Source organism: Acidimicrobiales bacterium, from assembly GCA_030747595.1.
Classification (GTDB): Bacteria; Actinomycetota; Acidimicrobiia; order Acidimicrobiales; family MedAcidi-G1; genus UBA9410.
Genome location: JASLKK010000003.1, coordinates 240,946 through 256,601 on the forward strand (window position 1 = coordinate 240,946; position 15,656 = coordinate 256,601).

Sequence of the window (15,656 nt, forward strand, 5' to 3'; positions counted from 1 at the left end):
CGAAGGCCTGGTTTTCTTCGGTGGATTTGACCTTCGCTACCAGGGGACAAACTCGATGCTCGAGATCGGCCTGACCGGCGGCATCGGCTCGGGCAAGTCCACCGTCGCCTCGCTCCTAGTGGAGCGAGGCGCTGTCCTTCTGGACGCAGACGCGATCGTTCGCGAGCTTCAGGAGCCAGGCACGCCGGTGTTCGTGGCCATGGTGGAACGCTGGGGCGACGACATCGTGGCCGTCGACGGGAGACTGGACCGTCAAGCGGTGGCCGACAGGGTCTTTGGTGATGTCGACGAATTGGTGGCACTGAACGCCATCGTGCATCCCGCGGTGGCCGATGAAATGACCCGGCGACGTGAGAGGCTGGCCGGCACCGATGCCACGGTGATTCTCGACATCCCCCTGCTCGTCGAATCGGGCCACGAGGGACTGGGCGGCATCATCGTGGTCGACGTGGATCCCGATGTGGCCGTGGATCGCCTCGTGGCCCATCGGGGGTTCACCGAGGACGATGCACGGGGCCGAATCGCTCGTCAGGCCTCCCGAGAGGACCGTCTATCCCGGGCTCACGTCGTGATCGACAACTCCGGGACGGTGGCCGACCTGTCCGCCGAAGTGGACCTGGCATGGGCTTGGATCGAGGGTCTGGAGCGGCCCGTTCCCGGTGAGGCCGTGACCCGCATTGGGAGCCGCACCGAACGCTCCTAGGCCCGTCACGGCTGCTGGTTACGCTCCACGAATGGACGACCTGGCCACTCCGGATATGTCTACCGATTCAGTGCCTACCGGGACCGTCGGACCAGCCCGGGGTCAGCCCTTCAAGGTTCATGCACCCTTTTCGCCTGCTGGCGACCAGCCAAAGGCCATCGACGAATTGACCGACGGCATAGAGGGTGGCGAGCGATTCCAGACGTTGCTGGGCATCACCGGCAGTGGCAAGAGCGCCACCATTGCGTGGACCATCGAGAAGGTTCAGCGGCCCACGTTGGTCATCGCTCCCAACAAGGCCCTAGCCGCCCAACTGGCCAACGAGCTCCGGGAGTTCTTCCCCGATAACCGGGTCGAGTACTTCGTCTCGTATTACGACTACTACCAACCCGAGGCCTACCTTCCGACGTCGGACACCTTCATCGAGAAAGACTCGTCGGTGAACGACGAGATCGACCGCCTCCGACATTCGGCCACATCGTCACTGCTGACCCGTCGCGACACCATCGTGGTGGCGTCAGTTTCGTGCATCTACGGGCTCGGATCACCCGAGCACTACGAGGGCCAACTCCTGGTGTTGGAGGTCGGCCAGACCATTGAGCACCGGGCCACTTTGAGTCGCCTCGTCGACCTTCGCTACGAACGAAATGACATGGTGCTGGGCCGGGGCGGGTTCCGGGTGAAGGGCGACACGCTGGAGATTCATCCCGCCTATGAGGAGACGGCATTTCGGGTTTCGTTGTTTGGCGACGAGGTCGAGGCCATTACCGAGGTGGATCCACTTACCGGTGAACAACTCCGCCAGCTCGAGGACCTGGTGATCTTCCCGGCAACCCACTACATGGCCGATGCAGAGAACATCCGGCGGGCCATCGGCGGCATCGAAGCCGAGCTGGTCGAACAGCTCCAAGTCTTCGAAGTCGAACAGAAGCTCCTCGAAGCCCAGCGGTTGCGGATGCGCACCGAACACGACCTCGAGATGCTTGGCGAGCTGGGCTACTGCAACGGGGTCGAAAACTACTCCATGCACCTCGACGGTCGCTCGTACGGTGATCGTCCCTACACCCTGCTCGACTACTTTCCCGATGACTTCTTGGTGGTCCTCGACGAGTCCCACGTGGCCGTGCCCCAGCTGCACGGCCAGTACGCCGGCGACCGAAGCCGTAAGGCCACGCTCATCGAGCATGGTTTCCGGTTGCCGTCAGCGGCTGACAACCGGCCACTGACCTTTGACGAGTTCACCAGTCGGGTCGGACAGGTGGTGTTTCTGTCGGCCACGCCCGGCAACTGGGAGATCGAGGCCAGTAGTCGGGTGGTCGAACAGATAGTGCGCCCCACCGGTCTGATCGATCCCGAGGTGGTAGTTCGCCCCACCAAAGGTCAGATTGATGACCTGTTGGAGATGATCGCTGGGCGGGTGGCAGCCGAACAGCGAGTGCTAGTCACCACGCTGACTAAGAAGATGGCCGAGGACCTCACCGACTACCTGCTCGAGCAAGGGGTACGGGTCCGTTACCTGCATTCCGACATCGACACGGTGCAGCGCATCGAGATCCTGCGTGACCTACGACTGGGGGAGTTCGACGTGCTCGTCGGGATCAACCTGCTGCGTGAAGGCCTCGATCTCCCTGAGGTGTCGCTAGTGGCCATCCTGGACGCCGACAAGGAGGGTTTTCTGCGAAGCGAGACGTCGCTGGTGCAGACCATTGGCAGGGCGGCACGCAACGTTGATGGCCAGGTGGTGATGTACGCCGATGCCGTCACGCCGTCTATGCAACGGGCGATCTCCGAGACCCATCGCCGTCGAGGACTCCAACAGGCACACAACGAGGAACACGGGATCGACCCGCAGACGGTCCGTAAGGCGGTGAACGACATCCTCTCGATGATCCGGCCTGACCGCACAGCACCCACCCCGAAGGGAAGGAAACGTCAGGCCAAACGCCTCATCGAGGACTTTGCCGAGATGAGCGTCGACGACCTCCAACGGCTTTTGTACAGCCTCGAACAGGAGATGGGTGAGGCCGCGACAGACCTGCGTTTCGAGTATGCGGCCCGTCTTCGCGATGAGATCCGCGAGATCGAACGGGAGCTTCGGGACCTCGCCGAGGCCACTTGACGGGCTAACTGGTTGGGCTCCCGACTGGCCCTCATGACCGGCCCCTAGGCTCGCTCGGGTGTCTGAACGGCTGATCGTCAAGGGTGCGCGGGAACACAACCTCCGCGACGTCGATCTGGACCTCCCTCGGGACCGACTCATCTGTTTCACCGGCATTTCCGGTTCCGGCAAATCGTCGCTGGCCTTTGACACCATCTACGCCGAGGGGCAGCGCCGCTACGTCGAGTCACTGTCGGCCTACGCCCGTCAGTTCCTGGGCCAGATGGACAAGCCTGACGTGGACTTCATCGAAGGCCTATCGCCTGCCATATCGATTGACCAGAAGAGCGCTTCGCGAAATCCCCGGTCGACGGTTGGAACCATCACCGAGGTTTACGACTACCTGCGCCTGTTGTACGCCCGGATCGGCATTCCACACGATCCGGAGACTGGCGAGCGACTCGTCCGTCAGACTCCACAGCAGATCGTGGACCGGATTCTCGAAATGGACGCTGGTACACGCTTTCAGGTTCTGGCCCCGGTGGTTCGTGGCCGGAAGGGGACCTACGACACCCTGCTGGGCGACCTGGCCGGCCAGGGGTTCAGCCGTGCCATCGTTGACGGCGAGCCGTATGAACTTGCCGACCTCGAACGGGGCGACCTGGACCTGGCTCGTTACGAGATGCACACCATTCAGGTAGTCGTCGACCGTCTGGTACTCAAAGACGGGATCGAGCGACGCCTCACAGAGTCCATGGAGACGGCTCTGGCTCTCGCTGAGGGGATCGCCGAGGTTCAGGTGATGCCGCGCGACGGTGAAGTCGATACAGAGGGAAACTCGGTCGAGCCGCGCACCATCGTGTTCAGCCAGCATCTTTCGCGGCCCAGCGATGGCCGATCGTTCGAGGACCTGGCCCCCCGGAACTTCTCCTTCAATAGTCCCTACGGGGCGTGCGACCATTGCGACGGCCTTGGCACGGTCTTCCAGGTGGACGCCGACCTCGTAGTGCCAAACCCTGAGCTGGGCCTCGGTGAAGGAGCGATTGCCCCGTGGTCCGGCGGCAACAACCGCTACTTCGGACGCCTCGTCGAAGCGGTGACCGAGGAGTTGGGCGTGGATCCGACCACCCCGTGGTCGAAGCTCCCTAAGAAGGTTCGCTCGACGTTTCTCGACGGTGGGCTGAAGAATCGGGTGCAGGTCCGCTACAAGAACCGGTTTGGGCGCACCCGGGTCTACTCGGCCAACTTCGAGGGCGTCATGCCCTACCTTCGTCGCCGGCACCGTGACGCCGAGAGCGACTCGGGCCGGGAACACGTCGAGGGCTACATGCGCCAGGTGGCTTGCCCGGAATGTGCGGGAGCCCGTTTGAATCCGTTGTCTTTGGCCGTGACCATCGACGGCCACTCGCTCTCAGAGGTCTGTGCCCTGTCGATCGCAGATGCGGCCAGGGTGCTCCGTGAACTGGAGTTGACCGACCGTGAGGCAATGATTGCCGAACAGGTCCAGAAGGAGATCAACGCCCGGCTGGGTTTCCTGCTTGACGTGGGTCTCGACTATCTCTCGCTATCGAGATCGGCGGCCACCTTGGCCGGCGGCGAAGCCCAGCGCATCCGGCTGGCCTCACAGATCGGGAGCGGCCTGGTGGGCGTGCTCTACGTGCTCGACGAGCCGTCGATCGGTCTCCACCAACGCGACAACCAGCGTCTCATCGAGACCCTGATCCGACTACGCGACCTCGGAAATACGGTCATCGTGGTCGAACACGACGAGGAGACCATCCGAGCTTCGGACCACGTGGTCGACATCGGTCCGGGAGCCGGTGAACACGGGGGAGCGGTCGTCCATTCTGGGTCGGTCAAGGGCCTGTTGACCAAGAAGGGATCACTCACCGGGCAATACCTCTCAGGGACGAAGGCCATTGCCGTCCCTGGAGCGCGTCGGCCGGGAGACGGCGGCCATCTGGTCGTCCGGGGCGCCCGGGAGAACAACCTCCGGAACCTGGACGCTGCCTTCCCGACAGGATGCTTCGTTGCTGTTACAGGGGTGTCGGGCTCTGGTAAGTCGACACTGGTCAACGAGATCCTGCATAAGGGTCTGATGCAGAAGGTGTACCGCTCCAAGGTGCCACCTGGCTTGCATACCGCCCTAGACGGCGTTGAGGCGGTTGACAAGGTCATCAACATCGACCAGACGCCGATCGGACGGACCCCACGATCCAATGCCGCCACCTACACCGGCGTGTTTGATCACGTCCGAAAGCTGTTTGCCAAAACCGAGGAATCCCGGATCCGCGGCTATCAACCTGGGCGATTCAGTTTCAATGTGAAGGGTGGCCGATGTGAGGCGTGCGCCGGCGACGGGACGATCCGTATCGAAATGCACTTCCTGCCCGACGTGTACGTTCCGTGCGAGGTCTGCAAGGGGCAGCGTTACAACCGCGACACCCTTGACGTCCGGTTCAAGGGGCGAACCATTGCCGACGTGCTGGACATGTCGTGCAGCGAGGCGCTCACGTTCTTTGAGAACCAGCCGTCGATCACCCGACACATGCAGACGCTCGTCGACGTGGGGCTGGGGTACGTGCGACTCGGCCAGTCGGCGCCCACCCTGTCGGGCGGCGAGGCCCAGCGAGTCAAGTTGGCCAGTGAGTTGGCTAAGCGACCCACCGGCCACACCGTCTACATCCTCGATGAACCGACTACTGGTCTGCACTTCGAAGATGTGCGAAAGCTCCTCGGCGTACTAAACCGGCTCGTCGACCAGGGCAACTCAGTGATCGTGATCGAGCACAATCTGGATGTAGTCAAGACCGCCGACTGGTTGGTCGATCTGGGCCCGGAGGGCGGCAGCGGCGGGGGCGTCCTCGTGGCTGAAGGCACACCGGAGCACGTGGCTACTGTGACTGGGAGCCACACCGGTCGATTTCTTGCCGAAATGCTGAGCCGCTGACTGCCTCAGAGATGTCTGGCCTCTGGAGCCCCTAGCCTCGGAAGATGGTCGAGCGCCCGCCGGCGGGCACCATTCCCGATGCCCCCGGCTCCTACCAGTTCCGTGATGGGCAGGGTCGGGTGCTCTACGTGGGTAAGGCCAAGAGTCTTCGTAGTCGGCTGAACAGTTACTTCGGCCGCCGGGACCGGATGGTCTCTCGGACGGCTCAGATGCTCGACGAGGCCACCGACGTCGAGTGGATCCAGGTGGCCAACGAACTCGAGGCGTTGTTGCTCGAGCACACACTCATCCAGGAGCACAAGCCCCGATTCAACGTCGACCTGAAAGACGACAAGTCGTACCCGTTTCTGGCCATTACGACCAAAGAGGAATGGCCCCGCCCCATGGTCACCAGAGGCAAACGCCGCCGAGGGGTTCGGTACTTCGGCCCCTACGGCCACGCCGGAGCCATCCGTGAAACCCTCGACCTGCTGCTCCGAACCTTTCCAGCCCGCACCTGTTCGGACACCAAGTTCCGGGAGCATGAACGACAGGGTCGGCCATGCTTGTTGTTCCACATTGAGAAGTGCAGCGGTCCGTGCGTGGGGGAGGTGTCCCACGAGGACTACGACGGGATCGTGGCAGACCTGATCCGGTTCCTTGAGGGTGACACTGATGCGGTGGTCGACCAACTCCGGGCCGAGATGGAGGCGTCGTCGGCGGCGCTCGAGTACGAGGCGGCGGCCCGGCATCGGGATCGACTATCCAGCGTGCTGCGGGCCCTGGAGAAGCAGCAGATGGTCGCGGCCAGGAGCGAGGACCTAGACGTCTTCGGACTGGCCGGCGACGACTTGGAAGCGGCGGCCCAGGTGTTCTATGTGCGTAAGGGGCGCGTGGTGGGACGAAAGGGCTTCGTGGTGGAACGTGCCGAGGACCTCGACCGTGCCCACCTAGTCGGCGAAGTACTTTCGGCCCATTACCGGGACGATCCGCCCCGGGGGATACCCCGGCAGGTTCTCGTGCCTGACGAGCCCGCCGATGGGCCGTTACTGGAGCAGTGGTTGTCGGGCGAACGCGAGGGGCCGGTCACCATCCGGGTTCCGCGTCGAGGCGACAAGCAGGGGCTGTTGCAGACAGTGACTCGCAATGCCGACGAGGAGTTCGTTCGGCATCGTCTAAAGCGGGCATCGAACCACAACAGCCGGGCCCGGGCGTTGAACGAACTCCAAGTGGCTCTGTCGCTGCCTGAGGCACCACTACGGATCGAATGCTACGACATGAGTCACCTACAGGGAACGGACTATGTGGGCTCAATGGTGGTGCTGGAGGACGGTCTCCCACGTACCTCGGACTACCGGAGATTCCGGATACGCCACGTGGATGGCAACGACGATTACGCGGCGATGGCCGAGGTCCTGACTCGGCGTCTGACGGCATTCCTCGAGGAGCAGGCCATGGCGGTCGACGAACGACCGGGGCGTTTCGCCTACCCGCCCCAGCTCCTGTTAGTGGACGGAGGCAAGGGCCAGCTGGGCGTGGCTGAGCGGGTCGTGGCCGAGCTCGGCCTGGCCGATCGGATTCCGGTGGCGTCACTGGCTAAGCAGTTCGAAGAGGTCTTCCGGCCCGGGTCGTCCGATCCGGTCCGTCTTCCCCGTGGATCCGAAGCGTTGTACCTGCTGCAGCGGATTCGTGACGAGTCGCACCGGTTCGCCATTGCCTATCACCGGCAGTTGCGGTCCAAGAGGATGACGGGATCGGTGCTTGACGGCATCGCCGGTCTGGGACCGGCTCGGCGAAAGCGGCTGGTGTCGGCCTTCGGGGGCGTCCGGGCCGTGCAGCGAGCGTCACTGGACGAGTTGCAAGCGCTCACCTGGCTCCCTGACCAGGTCGCTAACGCCGTGTTCGCCAAGGCCCACAAGGTTGGGTGACGAGAAACGCTTCAGCCGCTGACAATGGCAGCAATGGCCGTCAGGGCGACCAGCAGTCCGAGGATCTGTGTTCGCGACATCCGCTCGTGCAGGACGTAGCGGGCTAGCACCACTGTCGATACCGGATAGAGAGAGCCGAGGACGACTACGAGGCTCAGCATCCCCCGGTGGATGGCGTAGAGGATGGTCAGGTTGGCGGCCATGTCCAGGATCCCGGCACCGACGATGGTCGCTCGTCCCTCGTCGCGGCGAGGGATGGGCGACCGTCTCATCCGGGCTAGGAGAAGGAGCGCCACGCCGGCGGACACGACCCGGGCACTCACCAGGGGCCACGGGGTGGTCGCCTCAGCCGTCTGGCCCATGAAGATGAAGAATCCGCCGAAGCCGACACCCGCCAGGAGGGCCTCACCCAGTAGCCCCGGGGTCAGGGATCTCGGATCTGAATCGTCCCCCTTCTGACGGGAGACCATGGTGATGGCCGCCATGCCCAGGAATACGCCGGCCACCTGAAGCGGATCGAGCCGGTCGCCGAAGCAGACGCCCCAAAGGGCAGGAATCGCGGCGTTACTTACTGCTGTGATCGGGGCGACCACGGCCATCGGGCCTCGACCGAGGCAGTGGTAGAGGCAGCCGATACCCACGACGCCCGAGAGGCCGGCCCCTAGACCGAAGAGAAGGTCGCGGGCGGTCACCGTTTCAGCGATGAATGGAGCGGCCATCAGGATTAGGAACAGGCCCACAACATGGGAAGCGGCGACCACCACCAAGACGTGGGTTCGGCGTGCCGCTGAACCGCCGAGGAAGTCACCGGCGCCGAAAAGGAGCGACGAGAGCAGGGCTAGGGCGGCGGCCATCCGTCGGATGGTACGACTCGCCGTGCGAGGCTCATCGCTGTGGACGAACCGGAACAGGAAGTGGTGCACTCCATGGACCCGTGGGAAGAACACGCCGTCTGGTGGCAGGAGGGGTTCACCGACGGTGCCGACGCCGAGTATGTCCAACAGATCCTGCCTCTGGCCAGTGCGTTACTGGACGGATACGACCGTGTGCTGGACGTGGGGGCTGGTGAGGGCCAGATCAGCCGGCTCGTAGCGGCGGGCGGTTCGTCCCTAGTGGTCGGCGTGGATCCGACCCGGGCCCAGACGGCGGAGGCGGCTCGCCGTGGGGGAGGGCCTGCCTACCTGCGATCGACGGCCGACGGTCTGCCGTTCAGTGAGGGGTCGTTCGATGCGGTGGTGGCCTGCTTGGTGTTCGAGCACATCGAGGCGGTTGACGAGGCGGTGGCCGAGGTGGCCCGAGTGCTGGCTGACGGAGGCCGCTTCGCCTTCTTCCTGAACCACCCGCTGATCCAGACGCCGGGGAGCGGCTGGGTGGACGATCAGATTATGGATCCGCCGGAGCAGTACTGGAGGATCGGCCCCTACCTCGTGGAGTCGATCGAGTCCGAGGAGGTGGCCAAGGACGTCTTCCTCCCGTTTGTCCACCGACCGGTTAGTCGGTACGTGAACGCCATGGCCGACCATGGCCTCGTCCTGCGGCGGATGCATGAACCTACGCCGCCCGAGGGATTTCTGGAGCGGGCTGCCGAGTACCGGGAGGCGGCAACCATTCCGCGCCTACTCGTCCTGGTGGCAGAACGCGAAAGACGCTGACCTGTTCGCCGGCCCATGGTTTGACTCGCCGGGCCGATAGCTCAGTGGGCGTCCCGTCTAGCATTGGCCCATGAGCGACCTCTTGGTCATCACTGGCCTGTCGGGCGCCGGACGTAGTGAGTTCGCCAAGGATCTCGAGGATCTCGGCTGGTTCGTTATCGATCGCCTTCCGCCCGATATCGCCACCAAGGTGGCTGATCTGGCCGTGGGACCGACCGCGCCGTGGGACCGTGTTGCCTTCGCCCTGAGGGCCGACGTGACTGGGGGTGAGACTTTGCGGGCCGTGTCCGAACTACGGGACAGTGGCGAACGGCTTCGGGTGGTGTTCCTTGATTGTTCGACGGAGACCCTGGTGCGCCGGTATGAGTCGAGTCGTCGACCGCACCCGTCGCCGGCCGCCGGTCTAGAAGAGGCCATCGAGGGCGAACGGGCACTTATGGAACCGGTCCGGGCCGCGGCGGACCTCGTCCTGGATACCTCGGACCTCAATGTTCACGAACTTCGGGATCGGGTCGCCCGCCTGTACGGCGAGTCCGACGATCGGCCCATGCGTACGACCATCACCTCGTTTGGCTACAAGCACGGCCTGCCTCGTGATGCCGATCTCATCCTGGATTGCCGGTTCCTCCCCAACCCTCACTGGATCCCGGAACTGCGACCTCTGACTGGACTGGATGGACCGGTGAGGGAGCACGTTCTGAGCCACGAAGTAACCCAGGAGTTTCTGGACCAGATGGGTGACCTCCTGGGCATGTTGATGCCGGCTTACGTCGCTGAGGGCAAGTCGTACCTCTCAATCGCCTTGGGATGCACCGGTGGCCGCCACCGATCGGTGGCTGTGGCCGAAACTGTTGCCGAGATGCTCCGGGGTCGGGAATTCGATCCGGTGGTGACCCATCGCGACATCGGACGGTGAGTGAACTGCAGTCTGCGTCGGTCGGGGTCTGTGCGTTGGGTGGCGGGCATGGACTGGCCACCAGTCTCCGGGCCGTGCGGAGCTACGCGGACCATGTCACGGCGGTGGTGTCCATTGCCGACGACGGTGGTTCTAGCGGTCGGATCCGTTCGGCCATGGGCGGGCCGGCGCCTGGTGACCTCCGGCGATGCTTTGAGGCTCTCGGGGATGCGTCAATGTTGACCGCTGAGATGGGATGGCGATTCGACGGCGGCGAGCTCGCAGGTCATGCGTTGGGCAACCTGGTCATCGCCGGTCTAGTTGCCGCATCCGATGACCTGGTGTCGGCGCTCGATGAGGTGGGCCGCCTGGTTGGCGCTGTTGGCCGGGTGCTACCCGCGACGTCGGTCCCCGTGGATCTGGTGGCCGATACCGGGGAGTGGGAGGTGGAGGGTCAGGTGGCCGTCCACCGGGCGGTTGGCGTGGTGGGCCTTCGACTATCGCCGATCGATGCCACTGCACCCCCGGAGACGGTGTCAGCCATTGAGGACGCTGACCAGATCGTGCTCGGCCCCGGATCGTTCTTCACCAGCGTTCTAGCCGCCACGTTGTCCGCCGACGTCCAGGGCGCCCTTGCCCGCCGATCGGGCCCGTTGGTGCTGGTGGCGAACCTCGCTCAGGACCGTGAGGGGCCCGTCGAACTAGCCGACCACCTTCGTCTACTGGATGAACACGGCGTTCGGCCCGACGTCCTCCTCGTGGACGACCACTCAGACCGGACGCTACCGATCGGTCCCGAGGTGGTCCGGGCGCCGTTGGCGGGTCGGAATGGACGGGTCCACGACCCGGTCCAGCTGGGATCCGCTCTCGCATCCTGTCTGGGTTGACGCGACAGCAGCGAATACGGGGGGGGTCGGTGCGAGTGGTGGGCGAACTTATGACGGTTTTCCTGGCCGGGACGCGTCGCGCGGCAGCCTGAATCGGCTATCAATACAGGGTCCGGAATTTCATCGAAAGATGGTGCCGGGTTCGATTCGTAGATCAGGCGAACTACCGCCCTAGGAGGCAGGACATTCCATGACCGTCCGTGTAGGCATCAACGGATTCGGCCGCATTGGCCGCAACTTCTTCCGGGCCGCCAGGGCCCAGGGGGCGGACATAGAGTTCGTCGCCGTCAATGACCTGGGGTCCATTGACACTATGGCGTTTTTGCTCGGCAATGATTCGGTCCACGGTCGACTCGACGCGAAGATCCGGACCACCCGGGACAGCATTGTGGTCGACGGCCAGAAGATCAGGGTCCTGTCGGAGCGTGACCCCGGGAACCTCCCGTGGGGCGAGCTGGGCGTCGACGTGGTGATCGAGTCGACTGGTTTCTTCACGGCCCGCGACAAAGCCGCGCTACACCTGGCCGGCGGGGCCAAGAAGGTCATCATCTCGGCGCCGTCAGGCGACTGTGACGCCACGTTCGTGGTTGGCGTGAACGATGACGACTACAACCCGGCCAAGCACCACGTCATCTCCAATGCCTCTTGCACCACCAACTGCTTCGTTCCCATGATCAAGGTTCTCGACGACGCCTTTGGCGTGGTGCAGGGCTTCATGACCACCACGCACGCCTATACCGGAGATCAGAGCCTTGTAGATGGCCCGCACAGCGACCTGCGGCGGGCCCGTGGAGCGGCGGTCAACATCGTGCCCACCTCGACTGGTGCGGCTCGGGCTACCAGTCTGGTGATGCCCAAGATGAAGGGAAAGTTGGACGGCATCTCCCTGCGGGTGCCGATCCCCGATGGTTCGGTCACCGACTTCGTGGGAACGCTCAAGAAATCTGCCACCGTCGAGCAGGTCAACGCGGCGTTTGCTGCAGCGGCGAGGAGTGGACCCCTGGCCAAGGTGCTGGACTACAGCGCCGACCCGCTGGTGTCGGCCGACATCGTGGGTCGCCCTGCTTCGTGCACTATCGATTCAGGCCTCACTATGGCCACCGGCACGATGGTCAAGGTCCTCGGTTGGTACGACAACGAAATGGGCTACTCGACCCGTCTGGTCGACCTCACCAAGATCGTAGGCACGCGCCGATCCAAGAAGGCCAAGTTGAAGGCGGCCCCCAAGAAGGCGGCCGCCCGGAAGTAGGGGCGATACGGCGAAACGGCCGGACGGCTCTCAAAGATGGATGTTCCACGGCTCGAGGACCTCGGTGACTTGAAGGGTCGTCGGGTCTTGGTCCGTTGCGACTTCAACGTTCCGTTGGCTGACGGAGCCATTACCGACGACCTGCGGATTCGGGCTGCCGTGCCCACGCTTCGGTACCTGACCGACGCCGGGGCGCATGTCACGGCGTGCTCCCACCTGGGACGTCCTGAGGGGTCACCAGATCCGGCGTATTCCATGGATCCGGTCCGGGCCCGGTTGGTTGACCTGGCGCCCGGTGTCGACCTACTGGAGAACCTCCGGTTTGATCCGGGAGAGACCGGCAACGATCCAACCTTCGTTCAACGGTTGATCGAAGGCCAGGATGCCTACGTCAACGACGCATTCGGTGCGTCTCACCGGCCCCACGCTTCGGTGGTCGGTCCGCCTCGGCATCTACCATCGGCGGCCGGCCGGCTATTGGCTCGCGAGGTCGAGGTGTTGGGTGGTCTCCGTTCTTCGGCCCGCCGACCATTCGTGGGGATCATGGGCGGGGCCAAGGTGAGCGACAAACTTGGCGTCATCGAGGCACTCCTCGATGTAGTTGACGAGCTCATCGTGGGTGGCGGCATGTGCTTCACTTTTCTGGCCGCCAAAGGCGCCAGCGTCGGCTCGTCGCTCCTAGAGGCGGACATGATCGAGACGTGTGCCCGACTATTGGATTCGGGCGCTCCGATCCGGTTGCCGCTGGATATCACAGCACTCGGCCCGGGCGGGAAAATCGGTGATCCGTCGGCCGGTGGCGAGGTTCGACAGGTCAAGACGTCTATGCCCGAAGGTTGGATGGGTCTCGACATCGGGCCCGGATCCGCTGTTGAGTTCTGCGATTTGATCGCTGAAGCCCGCACAGTGCTCTGGAACGGACCGATGGGCGTCTTCGAGGACCCACGGTTCGCTGCCGGGACTCGCACGGTGGCCGAAGGGGTCGCTGATTGCCGGGGGTTCACCGTGGTCGGCGGGGGAGACAGCGCAGCGGCAGCCCGTCAGTTCGGCGTGGACGACCGCATGGACCATGTGTCGACCGGTGGTGGTGCGGCACTGGAGTTAATCGAACAAGGCGACCTGCCCGGCCTGGCTGCACTTCGTGGCCAGTGATCGGGAGGCCAGCGATGGGCGGCAGGTAGTGACGAACGACAGGACGAAGACATGAGCGAGCGAAAGCCTCTGATCAGCGGCAACTGGAAGATGCACCACAACCACTTTGAGGCAATTCAGGCCGTACAGAAGTTGTCGTACGTGCTGTCGGCCAACGATTACGACGCCGTGGACGTGTCGCTTCACCCACCATTCACCGATCTGCGATCGGTCCAGACGGTGCTGGAGTCCGACGAGATCCCAATTGCCCTTGGAGCCCAGCACTGCCACTGGGAAGAGAAGGGGGCGTTCACCGGGGAGGTAGCTCCCGGGATGTTGGCCAAGCTGAACGTGTCGCTGGTGATCGTTGGCCACTCGGAGCGCCGCGAGGTGTTTGGCGAGACCGATGACCACGTCAATCGCAAGGTGAAGGCGGTATTGGCTAGCGGGATGACCCCGATCATGTGCTGTGGCGAGACGCTCGACGAGCGTCAGACCGGGCAGGCGGCAGCCAAGGTCGAACGCCAGGTCCTTGAGGGTCTCGCCGGCCTCAAGGCCGACCAGGTGGCCGGTCTTGTGGTTGCTTACGAGCCGATCTGGGCCATCGGTACCGGAAAGACAGCAACCCCAGAGGACGCCCAGGAGATGTGTGCCACCGTGCGGAACGCGGTACGTGGCAAGTGGGGGGCCGAGGCGGCCGACAGCGTCCGGGTCCAGTACGGCGGGTCGGTCAAGTCGGTAAATGCGCCGGACCTGATGCGCCAGCCCGACATCGATGGCGCCCTCGTCGGAGGGGCATCCCTGGATCCAGACGAGTTTGCCCGGATCATCGCCTATCGACTTGTCGGCTGAGACCATTCAGCCTCGATGACACCCCTGATCACTGAACCGGTCATCCCCGGGCGCCGGTAACCTCACCTCATGTTCGTGCTGGTCGCCATCATCCAGGCTCTCTCAGGGCTCGGCCTCATCTTCCTTGTGCTGCTGCACAGCGGGAAGGGCGGCGGCCTGTCCGACATGTTCGGCGGGGGCATCGGTGCCCAGACCGCTGGATCGACCGTGGTGGAGCAGAACCTTGATCGGATCACCGTGCTCACGGCCCTGATCTTCGCCTTCTCCACAATCGCTCTCGGCCTTCTCTTCTAGGGCTTCTTCCAGAGAGCGGCACCGGTTCCCAAGCTTGCTGCGGGTACTGGAGGGGCCGGTAGATTGACCGCCGTCCGGGGCATCCGGATACCACGTCGGAGTGGCGGAATTGGCAGACGCGCCAGCTTGAGGGGCTGGTGCCCGCAAGGGTGTGGGGGTTCAAGTCCCCCCTCCGACACGGATTTGATGCGTGTGAGGTGTCAGCCAACAAGGCTGACTGGAAAATGTCGATCGAGCCAGTCCTCGAGAATCTTGCGGACGAGACCTTTGTCGTCGGCGAACATGAAGTGATCAGTCCCGGATACCAGGTGCATGTCACAGGGCTGTTTTGCATTGGTGAAGAGCCCGATCGCCTGGGAGGTCGGGGTCACGGTGTCGTCCGCCGGGTGGAGGATCAGATACGGGCGAGGCGAGATGAGACCGACCACATCATTCGCACGGAAGTCCATCATGCTCATCGCTGTCTCAGCCGGAAACTCCATGATGGAATCACGGGCGAGTAGGTGTCGCATGGATTGTGGGATCGGAACAATGTCGAAACGAGGGATCATTAAGGGTTGGCCCGTTTCCTCTCGATGATGTCGACCCTGTTCGAGTTTGGTGAGGAAGTTCTGCCACTGTTCTAGCGTGGGATGCTGTTCGCGGAACTTCGCCACACCGTCGCCCCAGCCCGCCACAGAGACACATGCTGCGATTCGCTCGTCGATGGCGGTCGCATAGGGAGCCACTGCGCCTCCGAATGAGTGGCCGATCACACCGATCCGGCTGGGATTAACTTGGTCAACGCTGTGAAGGAAGGTCACCGCATTACGAGTGTCTCGCACCTGGTCTTGGCAGAGTATGAACGCTGGTTCCCCGCCACTCTCGCCACACCCGCGCGCGTCAAACCGGAGCACGATGTAGCCCATCTCCTCAAGTACTTCGGAGACCTTCGTCGGCGTCGTGCCGTTCTTGTTAGTCCCGAACCCGTGCAGAACTATGAAGCACGGCCGCCGTTCGGTTGGCCTCAATTCGTCGGGAAGGTGGAGAATGCCGGCG

Annotated in this window: 13 protein-coding genes and 1 tRNA gene; 12 read left to right on the top strand and 2 right to left on the bottom strand. The window is 63.6% G+C overall.

The window, feature by feature from the left end:
• Nucleotides 1-55: 55 nt before the first annotated feature.
• From coaE to uvrC, 4 genes are read left to right on the top strand one after another with little or no spacing between them, the layout of a single operon-like run.
• Complete coding sequence (coaE, locus tag QF777_03815; protein MDP6910677.1) at nucleotides 56-703, top strand: dephospho-CoA kinase; 648 nt, start codon at nucleotides 56-58, stop codon at nucleotides 701-703.
• Nucleotides 704-734: 31 nt separating this feature from the next.
• Complete coding sequence (gene uvrB / locus QF777_03820) at nucleotides 735-2,822, top strand: excinuclease ABC subunit UvrB (GenBank protein MDP6910678.1); 2,088 nt, start codon at nucleotides 735-737, stop codon at nucleotides 2,820-2,822.
• A gap of 58 nt (nucleotides 2,823-2,880) precedes the next feature.
• Nucleotides 2,881-5,751 (top strand): excinuclease ABC subunit UvrA, encoded by a 2,871-nt coding sequence (gene uvrA / locus QF777_03825; protein MDP6910679.1) that lies wholly within the window; start codon nucleotides 2,881-2,883, stop codon nucleotides 5,749-5,751.
• A 44-nt stretch (nucleotides 5,752-5,795) separates the two neighbouring features.
• Entirely contained in the window at nucleotides 5,796-7,658 is a 1,863-nt protein-coding gene (gene uvrC / locus QF777_03830; protein ID MDP6910680.1) for an excinuclease ABC subunit UvrC, read from the top strand.
• Between the two features lie 11 nt (nucleotides 7,659-7,669).
• On the opposite strand, the gene QF777_03835 is transcribed toward uvrC, so the two are convergent.
• On the bottom strand, nucleotides 7,670-8,512 hold the full coding sequence (locus tag QF777_03835; protein MDP6910681.1) for a DMT family transporter: 843 nt from the start codon (nucleotides 8,510-8,512) through the stop codon (nucleotides 7,670-7,672).
• Nucleotides 8,513-8,551: 39 nt separating this feature from the next.
• On the opposite strand from QF777_03835, the gene QF777_03840 reads away from it, so the two are divergent.
• The 8 genes from QF777_03840 (at nucleotide 8,552) to QF777_03875 (ending at nucleotide 14,796) form a co-directional block, all read left to right on the top strand.
• Nucleotides 8,552-9,310, top strand: coding sequence for a class I SAM-dependent methyltransferase (locus QF777_03840; protein MDP6910682.1), 759 nt, complete (start codon nucleotides 8,552-8,554; stop codon nucleotides 9,308-9,310).
• Between the two features lie 70 nt (nucleotides 9,311-9,380).
• Nucleotides 9,381-10,226, top strand: coding sequence for an RNase adapter RapZ (rapZ, locus tag QF777_03845; protein ID MDP6910683.1), 846 nt, complete (start codon nucleotides 9,381-9,383; stop codon nucleotides 10,224-10,226).
• Nucleotides 10,223-11,092, top strand: a complete 870-nt coding sequence (locus tag QF777_03850; protein MDP6910684.1) for a YvcK family protein — start codon at nucleotides 10,223-10,225, stop codon at nucleotides 11,090-11,092. The genes rapZ and QF777_03850 overlap by 4 nt, the downstream gene beginning before the upstream one ends.
• 190 nt (nucleotides 11,093-11,282) lie before the next feature.
• Nucleotides 11,283-12,341, top strand: a complete 1,059-nt coding sequence (gene gap / locus QF777_03855; GenBank protein MDP6910685.1) for a type I glyceraldehyde-3-phosphate dehydrogenase — start codon at nucleotides 11,283-11,285, stop codon at nucleotides 12,339-12,341.
• 36 nt (nucleotides 12,342-12,377) lie between these two features.
• A complete protein-coding gene (locus tag QF777_03860) occupies nucleotides 12,378-13,493 on the top strand; it encodes a phosphoglycerate kinase (GenBank protein MDP6910686.1) in 1,116 nt (371 codons plus the stop codon).
• Nucleotides 13,494-13,544: 51 nt separating this feature from the next.
• Entirely contained in the window at nucleotides 13,545-14,324 is a 780-nt protein-coding gene (tpiA, locus tag QF777_03865) for a triose-phosphate isomerase (GenBank protein MDP6910687.1), read from the top strand.
• Between the two features lie 69 nt (nucleotides 14,325-14,393).
• Complete coding sequence (gene secG, locus QF777_03870) at nucleotides 14,394-14,618, top strand: preprotein translocase subunit SecG (protein ID MDP6910688.1); 225 nt, start codon at nucleotides 14,394-14,396, stop codon at nucleotides 14,616-14,618.
• 94 nt (nucleotides 14,619-14,712) lie between these two features.
• A tRNA-Leu gene (locus tag QF777_03875) sits at nucleotides 14,713-14,796 on the top strand.
• A 22-nt stretch (nucleotides 14,797-14,818) separates the two neighbouring features.
• Here the strand turns inward: QF777_03875 and QF777_03880 are convergent.
• Nucleotides 14,819-15,656: alpha/beta hydrolase (locus tag QF777_03880; protein ID MDP6910689.1), on the bottom strand; the 838-nt coding region annotated here is incomplete at its 5' end.